This is a genomic window from Stackebrandtia sp. (assembly GCF_035643755.1).
Lineage (GTDB): Bacteria > Actinomycetota > Actinomycetes > Mycobacteriales > Micromonosporaceae > Stackebrandtia.
Window position 1 is genome coordinate 1 of the sequence record NZ_DASQPW010000282.1, and the last position, 16,807, is coordinate 16,807.

Genomic DNA, 16,807 nt, shown 5'->3' on the forward strand with positions numbered 1-16,807 from the left:
GCCGCCGCGCCTTTCGAGATCGTCCATGTCGATCGCTGTGGCCGGGGTGGTCTTCGGCAGGGCGCTGTCGAGCACCCGGCGAATGTCGTCGTTCATATCAGGGTTCCTTCGGCTGATTCGGGAATGGATTCGGTCAGCAACGCGCGCAACGCCCGCAGCCCCCGCTGGGTCTGCGTCTTGACGGTGTTGGTGGAGCAGCGCATGACCTGCGCGGTCTGCTCCACCGACATGTCCTCCCAGTAGCGCAGCACCACGGTGGCGCGTTGGCGCATGGGCAATTGGGACAGTGCGTTGAGCACGGTGAGGCGATCGGTGCTGTCGTCGGACACCGGACGGTCGGGTAGCACTTCGCGTGGTTTCTCCCTGCGCAACCAGCTTCTGCGGTACTGGTCGATCAGGGTGTTGACCACGATCCTGCGGGTGTAGGCGTCCAATGAGGTCGCCGAGGCGCGCTTCCAGGCCGCGTACAGCTTGACGAACGCGATCTGGACGGCGTCTTCGGCGCGGTGCCAGTCTCCACAGGACAGATACGCGAAGCGACGCATCCGATCCAGGTTGGCGACAACGTACTCGCGGTAATCCGCCTTGTGCTCCGGTCGCATCTCTTCTCCTCGGGGGATGGTGTGTCGCCCCTAGAAACGGAGATACGGCCCGGACCCGGGTGACAGCCGAAGGAGAAAACTCCCTAGGGCAGTTCGCGGCGGCGCCGCCACGCCAGCTCCGACAGGCGCGCGAAGGCCGCGCACACCTCGTCGTCGCCGTCCTGCGACATGGCCAGCGGGCTGCTGGCGCACGCGGTGAGCACGTAGGGCTCGGCGTCGGTGGGGTAGACGATGGCCGCGGAGTGGCGCACCCCCTCGATCCAGCCGTTCTTCAGCGCCACCTTGGTGCCTTCGGGGACGCCGCGCGCGAAGTCCGTGTTGAGCTCCTGGGCGGCCAGGATGTCGATCATCTCGGAGCAGGCGCTCGGGGAGGCCATGCGGTCGGTCTGGATCGCCGACAGCTGGGCCGCCAACGCCGCCGCGGTCACCCGATTGTCCACTCCGGACTCCGCGGCCGCGTAGTCCTCGATGCCGCGCTTGGTGAAGCTGTTGGTGGCGCCGACGGCGGTGTAGGCCCGCTGGGCCGCGTCGTAGCCCACCTGCTCCAACACCAGGTTGGTGCCCAGGTTGGACGACCGCACGATCATCCGGCGGATCAGCCAGCGCAGCGGCGCCTTGCCGCCGAGCCGCTCCCACACCTGCGGGTCGGAGTCGTAGTCGGGGTCCATGGCGAAGGTGCCGCCCACCGCGGACGTGAAGGCGTTGTGCACCGGGATCTCGGCGTCCAGGTCGAGGCGACCGGAGTCGGCCAGCCGGAAGGCCGCGGCCATCACGCCGATCTTCATCGTGCTGGCCGGGTAGTGGGGGGTGTCGGGGTTGAGGGTGGCGGCGGGGCGGTCGGGGCGGCCGAGCCACAGCGCGAACGAGCCGTCCAGCCCGTCGAATACGGAATCGAGCGAAGTCATAGCGTTCATCGCCGCTCGAGGCTACCCAACCGGTTTGCAAGGATTCTGCAAGGTGCCGCCCCTAGCGTCGATGTCACTCGCCGAAGGGGAGCTCGAGCATGACACCGGAGCAGGAAGCCGACTTCAGCAGGTTCGTGGTGGCGGAGTCGGATCGCCTGGGGCGCTTCGCCTTTCTGCTGTGCGGCGACTGGCACCGCGCCGAGGACGCCGTGCAGCGGGCGTTCGCCAAGCTCTACCCGGTGTGGGGCGGGCGGGCCATCAACACGCCGCGGGCGTACATCCGGCGGATGATCGTCAACGTCGTCACCGACGACTACCGGCTGTGCTGGTTCCGCAAGGTGCGGCTGGGCGAGCCGCCGCCCGACACCGCCGGGTTCGACCCCACCCAGGACAGCGCCACCCGGGTGCTGGTGCGCCAGGCCCTGTCCCGGCTTCCCCGGGGCCAGCGCACCGCCGTGGTGCTGCGTTACTGGGAGGACCTGCCGGTGGCGCGCGTCGCCGAGATCATGGGCTGCACCCCGGGGGCGGTGAAGTCCCAAAGCTCCCGGGGACTGCGGACCATGCGCGAGGTGCTGCGCGCTCAGCTGCGCGAGGAACCGATCATGTCGGCCTCCAGGTAGTACTCCCGGGGACGCCCCCGCGCGTCGAACGCCGCGATGAGCTTCTGCCCGGTCAGCTCCACCACCCGGTAGCTGATCACCGCGACGGGGATCGCGGTGGCGGCCAACAACACGGCGGTGGCGGGGAAGGCCCACGGGCTGGACGGATCGGGCAGCAGGCCGCTGTAGCGCTCCAGCCGCATGATCGGCTCGTGCCACAGGTACAGGCTGTAGCTGGCCAGGCTCACCGCCACAAGCGGGCGCCACTTCAGCCAGCGCGGCCGCACGGCGGTGCCCATGGCGGTGGACGAGATGATCAGTCCGCAACCGACCGCGAAAACGGGGTGCAGCAACGGTTCCACCGTGTTGGGCTGGCGGGTCGCCAGGCCGTACGCCAGCACGCACCCGCCCGCCAGCGCCACCAGCAGCTGGGTCCGCCCCTTGCGGAACCGCAGCCCGGCGGCGTACAGGATGGACAACAGGACGCCGATGGAGAACACGTCCAGCTTGGCCATGGGACCGAACCACACCGGCCAGTCGTCGTGGTCGTAGTCGAAGAAGTGCGCGGCGATCAGCTTGTAGGCGATGCTCGAGCCGATCAGGATCGCCACCCCGGTCAGCAGCACCGCCATCCGGGCCGCGCGGGTGCGCAGCCGGCGGCAGACCGCCTGGGCCACGGCACCCAGCAGGGCCAGCAGCACGTAGTAGTGCATCTCGTCGGCCAGCGACCACGCCGGGCCGTCGGTGTAGAAGATCTTGTCCTGGCTGTAGACGTGGGTGAACGTCAGGTGCAGCAACAGGTCCCGCCAGTCTCCCGGCAGCTTCGGGTTGGAGATCGCCCACACCAGACACACCACGAGGTAGTACAGCGGGATCAGCCGCGCCGCCCGGCGCAGCAGCAGCGCCCGCCCGCTGCGCTGCGGGGCCTCGCCGAGGCACGACCGCGCGTACTGCAACCCCAGCAGCAGCCCCGACAGCACGAAGAACATGTCGACGCACAGGTCGGTGGCGAGCATGACGTCGTGCCAGATGGTGCCCTGAAACGGCCAGCGCCAGTCGGGCGCGGCCCGGTTGTTCTGGTACGCGTGGAAGGTCATCACCGCGGTGGCGGCCAGGGCGCGGTAGCCGTGCACCTCGAGGCGCTGCGTGGTGGCGACCGACGCGCCGGAGTCGTCCAGGGCGGTGCTGGGGGCGCGTCGGTCGAAGCTCACGGGCGCCCCCTGTGGACCTTGTGGCGCGGCGTGATGACCCACTTGCGTTCCCCGCACAGCTCCTTGAGGTGCGCGACCCGCGAGATGATGTTCTTCCACTCGGAGTAGAACAGCGTGTTGACCACCACGTAGGCGCCGAACCACCAGCCCTTGCGCCGGATGTCGGGAACCGCCAGCCGCCAGGAGAACAGCGTCTGCACCGGTCCCACCGACAGCGCGTAGATCGAGGTGAGCAGGAACGCCGGGATCATCCAGTCCAGTTTGGTGATGCCGCCGGCGTGCCAGGCGAGCGCGCCGATCACCGGCACGATCTGGAGGCTCGCCCACGGGGTGACCTCCCGCCACCCCAACAGGAAGACGGCCCCGAGCTTGTTGCGCGCGCTGAAGTGCTTGGACCGCAGGGTGGCCCCCATGTGCATCTTGGATACCTGGTACCAGCCCTGCGCCCACCGCATCCGCTGATGCCACAGCGCCCCAAAGGATTCCGGGGCCAGCTCCCGGCTGAGCAGCGCCGGGTCGGAGACGATGCGCCCGCCCTCGACCAGCACCCGGATCGAGGCGTCGATGTCCTCGGTGAGCATGTCGGGGCGCATCCGGATGCGGCGCAGCACCTCGGTGCGCCAGAATCCGTTGGAGCCGCCGAAGATCCCGAAGCCGTGCAGCGCGGCGCGGCCGGGGTGGCTGACGGCGTAGATCGCCTCGAACTCCACGGCCACGGTGCGGGGAATCCAGGAGTCGCGTCCATTGCGGACCACGCAGTGGCCCTGGACGACGTCGGCGCCGCCGGCGATCCAGTCCCAAGCCCGGCGGAACGCCCGCGTCGCCGGGTGATGGTCGGCGTCGAAGACCCCGACGAACTCGCCGGACGCCACGCCGAGCGCGGCGTTGACGTTTTGGGCCTTGGACGTCGAACCGGGCACCTCCAACACCACCAGCCGCCGGTCGTGGCGGGCCAGGAGCCGCAGCTGGGCCTCCACCGGAAGCGGGCGCGGGGTGTTGTAGGCCAGGATCACCTGGAAACGCCCCGGATAGTCCTGCGCCAGCACCGCCTCGACGGTCTCCACAATGGTGTCCGCCTCGTTGGGCAGATAGGCGGCGATGATCGCCGTGGCGGGGGGACAGGGCCGGTCGTTGGCGGGCGGGCGCCGCGGGTCCAGCGCGAACAGCGACTCCGCCCACATCAGGGCCGAGGTGAGCACCAGGACGCCCACCAGGACCAGATAGGCGGGCGTCAACACCTCGATGCCGTACTTGTCGAGGGTGACCAGGGTGACGAAGGGCGCGACGATGCCGAGCACGACGGTGGCCAGCACCTGGAGGGCGGTGCGCAGCGGCGTCGAGCGGCGGGCGCCCCCGCCCAGCAGGCTGTGGCTCCAGCGCACCGGCACCAGGTCCAGCTTCTCGGCGGCGTGGTCGGCGGCCATGGTGGCGCGCCGGATCAGGCGCGCGGTGTCGAGGCGCTTGCCGTGGCCGGCGGTCTCGGTCCAGCCGCACACCGGGGTGGCGTCGGGGGGCTGGGCGTCGAAGGCGGTGGCCAGGCGGGAGGTCATGTCCGACAGCCGCGCGGCGACCCGCTTGGTGGCGGCGCCGCGCAGCAACACCACCAGGTCGTCCCCGGCGGTGGTGACCAGCTCGTAATCGTCCAATTGCGACGCCACGCTCGCCACCACTCCCGGCGGGGGAGCCCCGTAGGTTCGCAACGAATGGCTCAGGGACGGCACGAGTCGAATCACGGCGACCGCGGGCCCGGGCCGGGCCCGGGTATGGCGCAACTTCTCCAGCGCCCGTGTCCATTCGGGAAGCGGCAGGTACCGTCCGATGTGGGCTTGCGCGGTGACGCCGGTGGGGGAGATGGTGGGTGACAGCGAATCGATCACGGCCGGTACCGCGCTTCGAACATAGGGGTGCTCCTCATCGGTATTCGAGCAGCGACAAGGATCCCCGGAGTCAACCGGGAGACGACGGGAAAAGCCGATGAGGCAGTTCGCAACGAGACGAGGGCAACCGTGCCGGGGAAGCCTGTTCGCGATATGCGGTTATCGAAGGGGTATTGAGCAGCTAGCCGTAAGTAGCATATCCGCTCATATGAAAGCGGAAAAGACCTAAACGAAAGAACTAGATAAGGAGAATCTAAATAAGACCTTAAAAAGCGGCCCCCTGGTCGTCCACAATGACCGAAAGGGGCCGCTTCAGCGTTTATGCGCTATTTCGCCAGCAGGGAGCGCAACACGTATTGCAGGATGCCGCCGTGACGGTAATACTCGGCCTCTCCCGGGGTGTCGATGCGTACCACCGCGTCGAAGGCCGTCTCGGAGCCGTCGGCGACGGCGCTCACCCGAACCGTGGCGGGGACGTCGCCGTCGTTGAGCGCGGTGACGCCGGTGATGGCGAAGGTCTCGGAGCCGGTGAGGCCCAGGTGTTGCGCCGACTGGCCCTCGGGGAACTGCAACGGCAGCACGCCCATGCCGATCAGGTTCGAGCGGTGGATGCGCTCGTAGGACTCGGCGATGACCGCCCGCACGCCCAACAGCCGGGTGCCCTTGGCCGCCCAGTCGCGGGACGAACCGGAGCCGTATTCCTTGCCCGCCAAGACAACCAGCGGCGTCTCGGCGGACTCGTAGTTCTGCGCCGCCTCGTAGATCGTGGTCACCGGCCCGCCGTCGCGGGTGAAGTCGCGGGTGAAGCCGCCCTCGGTGCCCGGCGCCAGCTGGTTGCGCAGCCGGATGTTGGCGAAGGTGCCGCGGATCATCACCTCGTGGTTGCCGCGCCGCGAACCGTAGGAGTTGAAGTCCGCGGGCTCCACCCCGTTTTCCTTGAGGTACTCGCCCGCAGGCGAGTCGGCCTTGATGGAACCGGCCGGGGAGATGTGGTCGGTGGTGACGGAGTCGCCCAGCCGCGCCAGCACCCGGGCGCCGTCGATGTCGCCCACCGGCTGTGGCCGCGCGGGCATGCCGTCGAAGTACGGGGCCTTGCGGACGTAGGTGGAGTCGGCCTCCCACTCGAAGGTGTTGCCGGTCGGGATCGGCAGCGCCCGCCACCGGTCGTCGCCGTCGAAGACGTTGGCGTAGTCGGCGGTGAACATCTCGCGCCCGATGGACGAGTGGACCACGTCGGCGATCTCGGAGGCCGCGGGCCAGATGTCCGACAGCAGCACCGGCTTGCCGTCGGCGTCGACGCCCAGCGGCTCGGTCGCCAGATCGATGTCCATCGAACCGGCCAGCGCGTAAGCCACCACCAGCGGCGGCGAGGCCAGGTAGTTCATCTTGACGTCGGGGTTGATGCGGCCCTCGAAGTTGCGGTTGCCCGACAGCACCGACGTGACGGCCAGGTCGCCGTCGTTGACGGCCTTGGACACCGCGGCCGGAAGCGGGCCGGAGTTGCCGATGCAGGTGGTGCAGCCGTAGCCGACCAGCTGGAAGCCCAGCTTGTCCAGGTACGGCGTCAGGCCGGCGCGCTCCAGGTAACCGGTCACCACCTGGGATCCCGGCGCCAGCGAGGTCTTCACCCACGGCTTGCTGCTCAGGCCCCGGTCGACGGCGTTCTTGGCCAACAGGGCCGCGCCCACCATCACGTACGGGTTGGAGGTGTTGGTGCACGAGGTGATCGCGGCGATCACCACGGAGCCGTGGTCGACCTCGGTGTCGGTGCCGTCCTCCAGCGTCACCGGCATCGGCTTGTGCGGGCGGCCGCCGTTGGGCGCGGTGGCCGGGGCGTCGGAGGCCGGGAAGCTCTCCTTGCCCGCCTCGTCGCCCCCGTCGACGTAGTTGCCGACGTCGTGGCGCCAGGTCGCCTTCGCGGCGGTGATGGAGATCCGGTCCTGCGGGCGCTTCGGCCCCGCGATGGACGGCACCACCGTGGACAGATCGAGCTCGAGGTATTCGCTGTAGGCGGCCTCGCGGGACGGGTCGTGCCACAGACCCTGCTCCTTCGCGTAAGCCTCCACAATGGCCAGGCGCTCCTCGTCGCGCCCGGTGAGCCGCATGTAGTCCAGGGTCTCGCGGTCGATCGGGAAGATGGCGCAGGTGGATCCGAACTCGGGGCTCATGTTGCCCAGGGTGGCCCGGTCGGCCAGAGGAACCGAGCCGACGCCCTCGCCGTAGAACTCCACGAACTTGCCGACCACGCCGTGGGCGCGCAGCTTCTCGGTGACGGTGAGGACCAGGTCGGTGGCGGTGGCCCCGGCGGGCAGCTCGCCGGTCAGCTTGAAGCCGACCACGCGGGGGATCAGCATCGAGATCGGCTGGCCCAGCATGGCCGCCTCGGCCTCGATGCCGCCCACGCCCCAGCCCAGCACGCCCAGGCCGTTTTCCATGGTGGTGTGGGAGTCGGTGCCCACGCAGGTGTCGGGATACAGCACGCCGTCGCGGTTCATCACCACGCGGGCCAGGTGCTCGATGTTCACCTGGTGGACGATGCCGGTGCCCGGCGGCACCACCTTGAACTTGTCAAAGGCGGTCTGTCCCCAGCGCAGGAACTGGTAGCGCTCGCGGTTGCGCTGGTACTCGCGCTCCACATTGCGCTCGAAGGCGTCGGGGCGTCCAAAGTAGTCGACCATGACCGAGTGGTCGATGACCAGCTCGGCCGGCGCCAGCGGGTTGATGCTGGAGGCGTCGCCGCCCAGGTCGGCGACGGCCTCGCGCATGGTGGCCAGGTCGACGACGCACGGCACGCCGGTGAAGTCCTGCATGATGACGCGGCCGGGGGTGAACTGGATCTCGACGCTGGGCTGGGCGTCGGCGTCCCAGTTGCCGAGGGCGCGGATGTGGTCGGCGGTGATGTTGGCGCCGTCCTCCGTGCGCAGCAGATTCTCCAGCAGAATCTTGAGGCTGTAGGGAAGGCGCTCGTGGCCGTCCACGGCGTCGAGGCGGAAGATGTCGTAGCTGCTGTCGCCTGCGGCGAGCTTCGCGCGCGCGGCGAAGGTGTCGATGCTTGACACGGGTACTCCCAAATCTATGTCCGTATATTCGGTTTCAGTCTGCCGGACGACCCGCGCCCGGCGGCACTGGATCGGTCATGTCGGGAAGGCACCTAACAAACCGTACGTCCGTCTTGTTAAGATAGCAGGCCGACGTCCCGACAGGAGACCGCCATGCCTTACGTCATACATCACATCCAGATCGCGTGCCCCGCGGGCAGCGAGGACACGCTGCGGGCGTTCTACGCCGACGTCCTCGGCCTCGTCGAACAGCCGAAGCCCGCCAACCTGGCCGCCCGCGGCGGCTGCTGGTTCCGCGGCCCGGGGGAGGGGCACATCGAGTTCCACCTCGGCGTCGAGGCCGACTTCGCGCCCGCCCGCAAGGCCCACCCCGGCGTGGTCTGGGGCGACGAGGAAGCGCTGCGGGACCTGGCATCCCGCCTCGAGGCCGCCGGGCATCCCGTCGCGTGGGACGGCGAACTCCACGACGTCCCCATGCGGCTCAACGGAACCCCCGACGCCCCGGTCAACACCGGCGGCATGTGGCGCTTCTACACGGCCGATCCCCACGGCAACCGCATGGAGTTCCTGGCGCCCCGGACGGTGTGACCCGACGCATTGCGCGCGCCGACCGTCGTGGCGTTAACTGACCTCACCATTCCGCGGCGAGGAGACACCATGGCCCCGACCCAACAGTCCACAGTGATCGATGGAATCGCGGAGGTGACCTCGGTCGCCGAGCTGCGCGCCCTGCTCGGCGAGCCCGGCCACCGCACCCGCACCAAGGAACGCCCCCGCCTCCACGAGGTGGACAGGGCATTCCTGGCCGCGTCCCCGTTCTGCATGATCGGCACCGCCGACCCCGAGGGCAACTGCGACGTCTCGCCCAAGGGCGATCCCGCCGGCTTCACCCTGGTGCTGGACGACGCCACCATCGCCATTCCCGAGCGCTCGGGCAATCGGCGCGCCGACGGATTCCACAACATACTGTCCAATCCGCACGTCGGACTCAACTACCTGGTTCCCGGCCGCGGCGACACCCTGCGCATCAACGGCCGCGCCCGCCTGGTGAAGGACGCCCCGTTCTTCGACGACATGGTCGTCAAGGGCCACCACCCCCAGTTCGCCATCATCGTGGACATCGACACCATCTTCTACCACTGCGCCAAGGCATTCATGCGTTCGCGGCTGTGGGACCCCGAGACCTGGCGTCCCAAGGACGTGCCCACCACCGCCGAGCTGGTCAAGGCCGTGCAACCCGACACCGAAGAGACCCTCGAAGACCTGAACCGCCACTACGAGTGGTCCAACTACTCCAAGGGCCTCTACGGCACCCGTTACCCGGGTCAGTGAACCGGGTTGTCGGGCATGGCCAGCGCGACCTCGGCGAGCTCCCTGAACGACAACGCGGGCGCGGGGTCGCTGGGCCTCATGCGCTCGTTCTCATCGCTGATCACCACCGCGGAACCGTCGGTGCGGTACCACACCACGTATCTGGCCGACACCGACGACCGCTGCCCGTTATCGTGGGTCAGCATCGACGCGTAGCGCAAGTCCTCGCCGCGGGGACCGGTGTGTTTCTCGGCGTTACAGGAATCGAACTGCGTGTTGTTCGCGTGGTTGTCGCATCCCGCGAGGTCAAGCGCGTCTCCAGTGTCCTTTGTGTAAGACTTTGGCTGGTAGACGTTGACGCCGGTGTAGTCGGGGTGGCCCGCGGGGATTTTCGGGAACGGGAACCCCACCTCGGTGTCTTTCCCGGCCATGAGGCCGAACACCGTGCGCTCGTATGACTGGCCCCCTACGGGCCTGGATTCGGCCGTGCCCTTGGTCTTCGCCCACGCGGTCAGGTCCAGATGCTGCTTGGTGGACAGCGGTTTGCTCAAAACGTCGGAGTCGCTCGCCGGGTTGGCGTCGGGATAACGATTGGCGAAGAAATCCCAAAACGCCGAGGTGTACGCCTTGGTGTCGGCGGACTGCGGCGTGTCGTCGCCGATGCCCCACTCCCAGTTGTACTTCGGGTTCAACGTCGACGACGCGGAGGCGCCCGACCGCGACGTCGTGACATGGTCACCGGCGCCACCGCGATGGTGCGAGGCGCCGGCCGGGCCGCTCCTTGCGGAACGAGAACAGCCGCGCCGCGTCCCGGATCGCGTTGGTGATGACGCGTCGCACGTACGCGTCCGGGGATTTGGCCCGCCCCCAGTTCAGGTACCACTTGGTCAGCGCCTTTTGGACGGCGTCCTCGGCGCGGTGCCAGTCCCGGCACACCAGGTACGCGAACCGCCCCAACGTATCGATGCGGGCGGCCACGAACTCGCGATACTCGGTCTCGGCCTCAGGGAGCATGTGACTCTCTTTCTGAGTTGACTCCCGTATGACCCGCTGGCCCCGACGATCGGTTGCGCGCGGCGAGGATCATTTTTCGCCCGAGTGCGGGCTTGCTCACCGTCGCTGGTCAAAACCCGATTCGCCCCATAATCTTGCCAACGATGAATTACTCCGTGACCCCCGTGTGGCTGGTGCGTCGACGTCACGTCGACTACTGCCGCGTGTCCGGACTCCTGTGTCGCTGATCGCCGGTCGCACCGCGACCGCCTGATCGCCACGTCATCCCTTCTCGCACGCCTGTGCCCAGGCGTGTCCCCTTTGGAGTTCCCATCATGTTCGCGCTCGTCAGGAAGACGCCCTTCTCCGCCCAGCTGCTGCTGGGACTGGCCGTCGGCGTCGGCCTCGGCCTGATCGCCCGCCACTTCGACGTCGGCTGGCTCGGGTCCACGCTCGAGTACACCGGCAACCTGTTCATCCAGCTGCTCAAGCTGGCCGTGCCGCCGCTGGTGTTCGCCGCGGTGGTCGTCAGCATCTCCAGCCTCCGCAAGATCTCCGGCGCCGCCCGGCTGGTCGCCAAGACCATCGGCTGGTTCATGCTCACGTCGCTGATCGCCGTGTCGATCGGCCTGGGTCTCGGCCTGGTCACCAACCCCGGCTCCGGGGTGAGCCTGTCCACCGGCGCCGCCAAGGCGCCCGCCGAGGCCGGCAGCTGGACCGACTTCATCACCGGGATCATCCCCACCAACCTCGGTCAGTCCTTTGTCGACGTCAACGTGCTGCAGATCGTGTTCATCGCGATCGTCATCGGCGCCGCGGCGGTGAAGATCGGCGACAAGGCCGCGCCCTTCCTGCGGTTCAACCAGTCGCTGCTGGACCTGGTGCAAAAGGCGCTGTGGTGGGTGATCCGCCTGGCCCCGATCGGCACCGTCGGCCTGATCGGCAACGCCGTGGTCTCCTACGGCTGGGAGCTGCTGAAGCCCCTGGCGACCTTCAGCGTCGACGTGTACGTCGGCTGCCTCCTGGTGCTGCTGGTGGTCTACCCGGTGCTGCTGCGGGTCTTCGGGCGCGTCAGCCCGGTCACCTTCTTCCGCAAGGCCTGGCCCGCGCTGGAGCTCGCCTTCGCCTCGCGCTCCTCGGTCGGCGTGATGCCGCTGGCGCAGCGGGTCGTCACGCGGCGCCTCGGCGTGCCCGGCGACTACGCGTCCTTCGCCTCACCCTTCGCCGCCACCACGAAGATGGACGGTTGCGCCGCGGTGTACCCGGCGCTGGCGGCGATCTTCGTGGCGCAGGTGTACGGCGTCCACCTGGGCATCGGCGACTACCTGCTCATCGCCTTCGTGTCGGTGATCGGTTCGGCCGCCACCGCCGGTCTCACCGGGGCGCTGGTCATGCTGACCCTGACGCTCAGCACCCTGGGCCTGCCGCTGGCCGGCGCCGGGCTGCTGCTGGCCATCGACCCGGTGCTGGACATGATCCGCACCGCCACCAACGTCGCCGGACAGATGGTGGTGCCGGTCCTGGTGTCGCGCTGGGAGAAGAACCTGGACACCGACGTCTACACCGCCGGAGTCCAGCCGCTGGAGGAGACCCCGGCGAGCACCGAGCCGCCCGCTCGGGTGCGCGAGCCCGAGGCAGCGTTTGGCACCTGAGAGTGACGGACGGGCCGATCGCTTGTCTTTCGTCCAAAGGAGTCATTAAAATACTCGGTATCTGGCATGTTCACCCAGGGGCCGATCGTCCTCAGTACCGGGGACTTGTTGCCCTGTCATCCCAGTCGTCAAAGGATGACTGTGGAAATGCGAGGCCATCATTCCTGGAGCGTGAGATGACATTCTTGACACCTTCGGACGAGGGCAGATCGCGGGCGTTTCGGGCGGCGGCGTCGCTGGCGGGTCTCGCGGTGTCGGTGCGCGACACCCGGCCCTGGCGCTGGGTGTCCGGCGCCCGCTCGCTCGACCTCTACACCGACGAGGGGCGGCGGCTTCCGGTCGCCGACCCCGCCGGGCACCTGATGACGCTCAGCTGCGGCAGCGGCCTGCACCTGGCGCGCACCGCGCTGCGGGCCCAGGGCTACGACGTGTGGGTGGAGCGCGCCGGGGGAGAACCGGCGCCCGATTCCCCGGTCGCGCGCCTCCTGGTGGCCGACGCCGACGTCAAGCCGAACATCATGGCGCTCAACCGGTTGCGCGACCGGGTGGATCGGATGCGCCGCGGCGGCCTCGCGCGGCAGCCCGCCGACCCCGGCCTGCTGAGCGGCGCCTGCGAGACGGCGGGCGGGCGCATGCGGGTGCTGCACTGCGACGAGGTGATGAGGCTGGCGTCCATCGACGCGATGGCCCACGCCATCGTCGACCTCGACGAACGGCGCCGCCGCGAGCTGGCGGGCCGGCCGCGTCCGCGCGCCCACGCCGACGTCGTGGACCCGCACGGCCAGTACGCGGTGCTGCTGGCCGCCGACGACTCCACCGAATCCTGGTTGCGGGTCGGGGAGGCCATGGCCGCGGTGTATCTGGCGGCGGCCGACGCGAAGCTGTCGGTGGGGATGCTCAGCGCCCCGACCGAGAACCCGGTGACCCGGGCGCAGCTGGTGCGGCTGCTGGGCGACGGCTCGATCCCCGCCCTGGTGCTGCACCTGGGTAGCGCGGCGGGCCAGCCGCCGGAGGCGGCCGCCCGGCTGTTCACCTCCGCCCTCGCGGGCGCGGCCGGGGCTGTCGCCTAAACGTCATTCGGCGAATTTCCCCACGCAAAACGCTTGCGCGGCAAGGTTTTTGGCTATTCGGGCGATGAATGATCGGCCGTATGCCGGTGTCTCGAGCCTGTTGCGACGTCGCGACCCAAAGTAGAATCGACCCGTGGAACACTCATCCGCCACATCGATAGCCGAAATGTCCAATGGCGACGAGGCCCGCATGATGCTCGCGCTGATCGCCGACCGGGACCGCATCGCGCGAGACCTTCACGACCTTGTGATCCAGCGGCTGTTCGGCATCGGCCTGCAACTGCAAAACACCCTGAGTTATCCCGTACAACCCGAGGTCGCGCAGCGCCTCAACAACGCGGTTTCCGAGCTGGACACGGCGATGCGCGACATCCGTTCGGTGATCTTCCAGCTCCACGAGGGCAAGAGCACCGACCTGCGCAGCGACGTGCGCGCCATCGCCGCCGACGCCGAGGCCAGCCTGCGGTTCCGCCCGCACCTGATGTTCATCGGCCCGATGAGCGCGGTCACCGACCACCGCACCCGCGGCGAGCTCCTCGCGGTGTTGCGCGAGGCGCTGTCCAACGTGGTACGCCACTCCAAGGCCGAGCGCGTCGACGTCAGCATCACGGTCGACGTCGACACCGTCGAGCTGAAGGTCAGCGACGACGGCCGCGGCATCCCCGAGAAGGTGTCGCGCGGCGGCCTGCTCAACCTCGAGGCCCGCGCCCGCGGCCTGGACGGAACCTTCACGGTGAGCCGCCGCGAGCCGACGGGAACCCTGGTGGTCTGGACCGTCCCCCGAAAGGGTTGAATCGCCTCGCCCCGGACGGCGCCTTGGGGTCAGTGCGTCGCCGCGGTGTCCTGCTTGGCGGGTTCGCTCTGGCGCATCTTCGTCACCAGGATGGCGGCCTGGGTGCGGTTTTGCAGCGCCAGCTTCGCCAGGATGGTGGACACGTAGTTCTTCACCGTCTTTTCGGACAGGAACATCTGCGCCGAGATCGTGCGGTTGCTGTGGCCCTCGGCGATCAGGTCGAGTATCCGGCGTTCCTGCTCGGTGAGGCTGCGCAGCCGGTCCACGCCCGCCTCGCCGGTGCGGACCCGATCGAGGACGCTGGCGGTGACGGTGGGGTCGAGCAGCGAACGCCCCGCGGCCACGGTGCGCACCGCCGAGACGATGTCGGTGCCCCGCACCTGTTTGAGCAGATACCCCGACGCGCCCGCGGTGATCGCGGCGAACAACGCGTTGTCGTCCTCGTAGGACGTCAACATCAGCACCCCGATGCCCGGGTCGGCGGCGCGGACGTCGCGGCACACCCGAATGCCGCTGTCGTCCGACAACCGGACGTCCAGGATGGCCACGTCGGGCTGGGACGCGAGGATGCGGCGGGTGGCCTCGTCGGCGGTCTCCGCCTCGCCGACGATCTCGATGTCGCCCTCGTTGCGGAGCAATTCGCACATGCCGCGCCGCACCACTTCGTGGTCGTCGAGCAGGAATACTCGTATCACATTCCCGTTGTACCGCAAAGTAAGGAGCGGCGCCACCTTCCAGGCGAAATGTAGGGCGGTACAAAAGTCACGCATCGCCCCCGATGGAGGGTGAGGGAGCCCGGCGACGACCGGTGGTGGTGTGATGTGGTCGGCCGCCGCCGGGCTGGGTGCGGTGGTTAAAGTTTGTGATCCCCGATGGTACGTACGTCACCATTCTATGCCACCGCGTCAACCCCCCTGACCCCACGGGCCACACCCCTCCCCCCACCGGCTCGCGGGGGTGCCGCGGCGGACCCAGGTCTCATTCCCGACGGAGCCGGACCGGTCACCGCCGGTAGCGGCCTAGGCTGTCGCGCGTGCTCGCCGCCTTCGTCCCGATCTGGCTTCTGACCGCCCTCGGCGCACTGACCGGGCGCTTCCGCGTGCTCGGCGACGGCGCCGAACGCGTGCTCGGTGGCTTCGTGTTCCGCGTGGCGATGCCCGCGGCGCTCTTCACCGCCCTGGCCCGCACCAAGCTGAACTTCAGCGCCCCCGCCCTGGGCGCCTTCGCCCTCAGCACGATCGTGGCGATGGCCGCGGGCTTCGCCCTGTCCCGCTGGGGACTGCGCCGCAAACCGGGCGAGTCGACGATCGCCGCGATGGCCTCGGGCTACGTCAACTCCGCCAACCTCGGCATCCCCGTGGTGCTCGACGTCCTCGGCAACGCGTCCTTCCTCACCGAGGTGCTGCTGTTCCAGGTCCTCATCGTCACCCCCGCGATCCTGATCGCCCTGGACCACGCCTCGGGCCGCCAATGGAGCGTCAAACGCCTCGCGACCCTGCCGCTGCGCAACCCCGTCATCATCGGGCTCGTCCTCGGCGCGCTGTGCTCCGTGATCGGCTGGAGCCCGCCGGATCTCATCTTCGCGCCCCTGAAGACCCTCGGCGCCGCGGCCGTGCCCACCGCCCTGATCGCCCTGGGCATCTCGTTGACCGTGCGCGACGGCAGGCTGGACGGCGAAACGGGCGAGGTGTGGACGCTGTCGGCCCTCAAACTGCTGCTGCAACCGCTGATCGCCCTCGGAGCGGGCCTCGCCCTCGGCCTCGGCCACGACACCCTCCTGGTCGTCGTGGTCTGCGCGGCGCTGCCCACGGCCCAGAACACCTTCATCTTCGCCCAGGAACACGGCCAGGCCGAGTCGGTGGCCCGCCGCACCGTGATCGTCTCCACCGCCCTGTCGATGGCGACGCTGGCGGGAATCGCCTGGCTGTTGAGCTGATCAGTCGATGGTCAGTCCCACGTTGTCCACGGCGCCGTGCAACTGATCGTTGGGGGCGCCGCTGTGCTTTCCTGCGATGAGGACGGGCGCGTCGTTGGACACGTCCAGGTCCGCGCCCGACGTGGCGCCCCGCTCTTGTCCGTCGATCAGGATGCGCAGCTGGTCGCCGTGCCGCACGCATGTGATGGTGTGCCATTCGTGCAGGGGTAGCTGGCGTGGTGCGGCGACCAGGGTGCCCGATTCGGTCTTGCCCCGCCTGCCCGCCACCCGGCAGTCGGGCCCGGCCTGGTCGACCTGCATCTTCCACTGCCCGCCGCGGGTTCGGTACCGTCCCTTTTGGATGACGTTGTAGCCCGACGGCCCGGGCAGGGTGTCCAGACGCACCTGTGCCGTGGCCGTGAAGTCCTTGGTGTCGGGGTTCAGGTCGGGGGCGTCGGCGACCTCCAGCACCGCGGTTCCCTGTCCTGGCCCCGGAAATCTCAGCGCCCAGTCGCCGGGCCGGCCCGACGCGCCGGCCACCGCCTGGACCTCGCCGCGTCCGCGCGCCACCACGCATCCGATCTTGGCGTCCTCGCCGCTTCCCGCCAGGCATCCCGAGATCGCCGGGCCGCCGTCGGGCTGGGTGGTGGCGACGTCGTTGAAGTCGAAACTCAGCGCGGGTTCGGCGGCCTGGCCCAGGCCGGGGGACAGGAGGACCGCGGCGCATCCCATGGCCACCGCCGTCCCCAATCGACGTCTCATTCCCCCGCACCGCCTCACGAATCGACTTCCCCGAGCACCGGACAGTGTAGAGACCGCC

Annotated in this window: 16 protein-coding genes; 7 read left to right on the forward strand and 9 right to left on the reverse strand. The window is 69.0% G+C overall.

Translation table 11 applies throughout. The annotated features are described in order from the left end of the window. Nucleotides 1-92: 92 nt before the first annotated feature. Nucleotides 93-602, reverse strand: a complete 510-nt coding sequence (locus VE172_RS21625; RefSeq protein ID WP_324804075.1) for a SigE family RNA polymerase sigma factor — start codon at nucleotides 600-602, stop codon at nucleotides 93-95. Between the two features lie 83 nt (nucleotides 603-685). Further along, the gene (locus VE172_RS21630) at nucleotides 686-1,507 is read right to left on the reverse strand and encodes a serine hydrolase (protein ID WP_324804076.1); all 822 of its coding nucleotides are present in this window, start codon (nucleotides 1,505-1,507) and stop codon (nucleotides 686-688) included. Nucleotides 1,508-1,605: 98 nt separating this feature from the next. Here VE172_RS21630 and VE172_RS21635 point away from each other — a divergent pair, with 98 nt between their 5' ends. Next, nucleotides 1,606-2,127 carry a SigE family RNA polymerase sigma factor gene (locus VE172_RS21635; protein ID WP_324804077.1) on the forward strand — a complete coding sequence of 174 codons (522 nt, stop codon included), beginning with the start codon at nucleotides 1,606-1,608 and terminating at the stop codon, nucleotides 2,125-2,127. Here the strand turns inward: VE172_RS21635 and VE172_RS21640 are convergent. The 3 genes from VE172_RS21640 to acnA all read right to left on the reverse strand — a co-directional run bounded on the left by VE172_RS21640 (nucleotide 2,088) and on the right by acnA (nucleotide 8,253). Continuing rightward, nucleotides 2,088-3,317: an acyltransferase family protein gene (locus tag VE172_RS21640; protein ID WP_324804078.1), complete on the reverse strand. Its 1,230-nt coding sequence runs from the start codon at nucleotides 3,315-3,317 to the stop codon at nucleotides 2,088-2,090. The genes VE172_RS21635 and VE172_RS21640 overlap by 40 nt on opposite strands. Next, nucleotides 3,314-5,194, reverse strand: coding sequence for a glycosyltransferase family 2 protein (locus tag VE172_RS21645; protein ID WP_324804079.1), 1,881 nt, complete (start codon nucleotides 5,192-5,194; stop codon nucleotides 3,314-3,316). Before VE172_RS21645 ends, VE172_RS21640 begins: the two co-directional genes overlap by 4 nt. A gap of 326 nt (nucleotides 5,195-5,520) precedes the next feature. Further along, nucleotides 5,521-8,253 (reverse strand): aconitate hydratase AcnA, encoded by a 2,733-nt coding sequence (gene acnA / locus VE172_RS21650; RefSeq protein WP_324804080.1) that lies wholly within the window; start codon nucleotides 8,251-8,253, stop codon nucleotides 5,521-5,523. A gap of 153 nt (nucleotides 8,254-8,406) precedes the next feature. On the opposite strand from acnA, the gene VE172_RS21655 reads away from it, so the two are divergent. Further along, complete coding sequence (locus VE172_RS21655; RefSeq protein WP_324804081.1) at nucleotides 8,407-8,841, forward strand: VOC family protein; 435 nt, start codon at nucleotides 8,407-8,409, stop codon at nucleotides 8,839-8,841. A gap of 69 nt (nucleotides 8,842-8,910) precedes the next feature. Beyond that, nucleotides 8,911-9,585: a pyridoxamine 5'-phosphate oxidase family protein gene (locus tag VE172_RS21660; protein ID WP_324804082.1), complete on the forward strand. Its 675-nt coding sequence runs from the start codon at nucleotides 8,911-8,913 to the stop codon at nucleotides 9,583-9,585. Here the strand turns inward: VE172_RS21660 and VE172_RS21665 are convergent. Continuing rightward, nucleotides 9,579-10,256: a hypothetical protein gene (locus VE172_RS21665; protein ID WP_324804083.1), complete on the reverse strand. Its 678-nt coding sequence runs from the start codon at nucleotides 10,254-10,256 to the stop codon at nucleotides 9,579-9,581. The genes VE172_RS21660 and VE172_RS21665 overlap by 7 nt on opposite strands. Nucleotides 10,257-10,299: 43 nt before the next feature. After that, the gene (locus tag VE172_RS21670) at nucleotides 10,300-10,578 is read right to left on the reverse strand and encodes a sigma factor (RefSeq protein WP_324804084.1); all 279 of its coding nucleotides are present in this window, start codon (nucleotides 10,576-10,578) and stop codon (nucleotides 10,300-10,302) included. 314 nt (nucleotides 10,579-10,892) lie between these two features. Between VE172_RS21670 and VE172_RS21675 the strand changes: the two genes are divergently transcribed. The 3 genes from VE172_RS21675 (at nucleotide 10,893) to VE172_RS21685 (ending at nucleotide 14,072) form a co-directional block, all read left to right on the forward strand. Beyond that, on the forward strand, nucleotides 10,893-12,209 hold the full coding sequence (locus VE172_RS21675) for a dicarboxylate/amino acid:cation symporter (protein WP_324804085.1): 1,317 nt from the start codon (nucleotides 10,893-10,895) through the stop codon (nucleotides 12,207-12,209). Nucleotides 12,210-12,385: 176 nt separating this feature from the next. Continuing rightward, entirely contained in the window at nucleotides 12,386-13,279 is an 894-nt protein-coding gene (locus VE172_RS21680) for a hypothetical protein (protein WP_324804086.1), read from the forward strand. Nucleotides 13,280-13,412: 133 nt separating this feature from the next. Beyond that, nucleotides 13,413-14,072, forward strand: a complete 660-nt coding sequence (locus VE172_RS21685; protein ID WP_324804087.1) for a sensor histidine kinase — start codon at nucleotides 13,413-13,415, stop codon at nucleotides 14,070-14,072. Between the two features lie 29 nt (nucleotides 14,073-14,101). Here VE172_RS21685 and VE172_RS21690 read toward each other — a convergent pair whose 3' ends face one another. Continuing rightward, nucleotides 14,102-14,767: a response regulator transcription factor gene (locus tag VE172_RS21690; protein ID WP_324804088.1), complete on the reverse strand. Its 666-nt coding sequence runs from the start codon at nucleotides 14,765-14,767 to the stop codon at nucleotides 14,102-14,104. A 338-nt stretch (nucleotides 14,768-15,105) separates the two neighbouring features. Between VE172_RS21690 and VE172_RS21695 the strand changes: the two genes are divergently transcribed. Next, complete coding sequence (locus tag VE172_RS21695) at nucleotides 15,106-16,008, forward strand: AEC family transporter (protein WP_324804089.1); 903 nt, start codon at nucleotides 15,106-15,108, stop codon at nucleotides 16,006-16,008. On the opposite strand, the gene VE172_RS21700 is transcribed toward VE172_RS21695, so the two are convergent. Further along, the gene (locus VE172_RS21700; protein ID WP_324804090.1) at nucleotides 16,009-16,749 is read right to left on the reverse strand and encodes a LamG-like jellyroll fold domain-containing protein; all 741 of its coding nucleotides are present in this window, start codon (nucleotides 16,747-16,749) and stop codon (nucleotides 16,009-16,011) included. Between the last annotated feature and the right edge of the window lie 58 nt (nucleotides 16,750-16,807).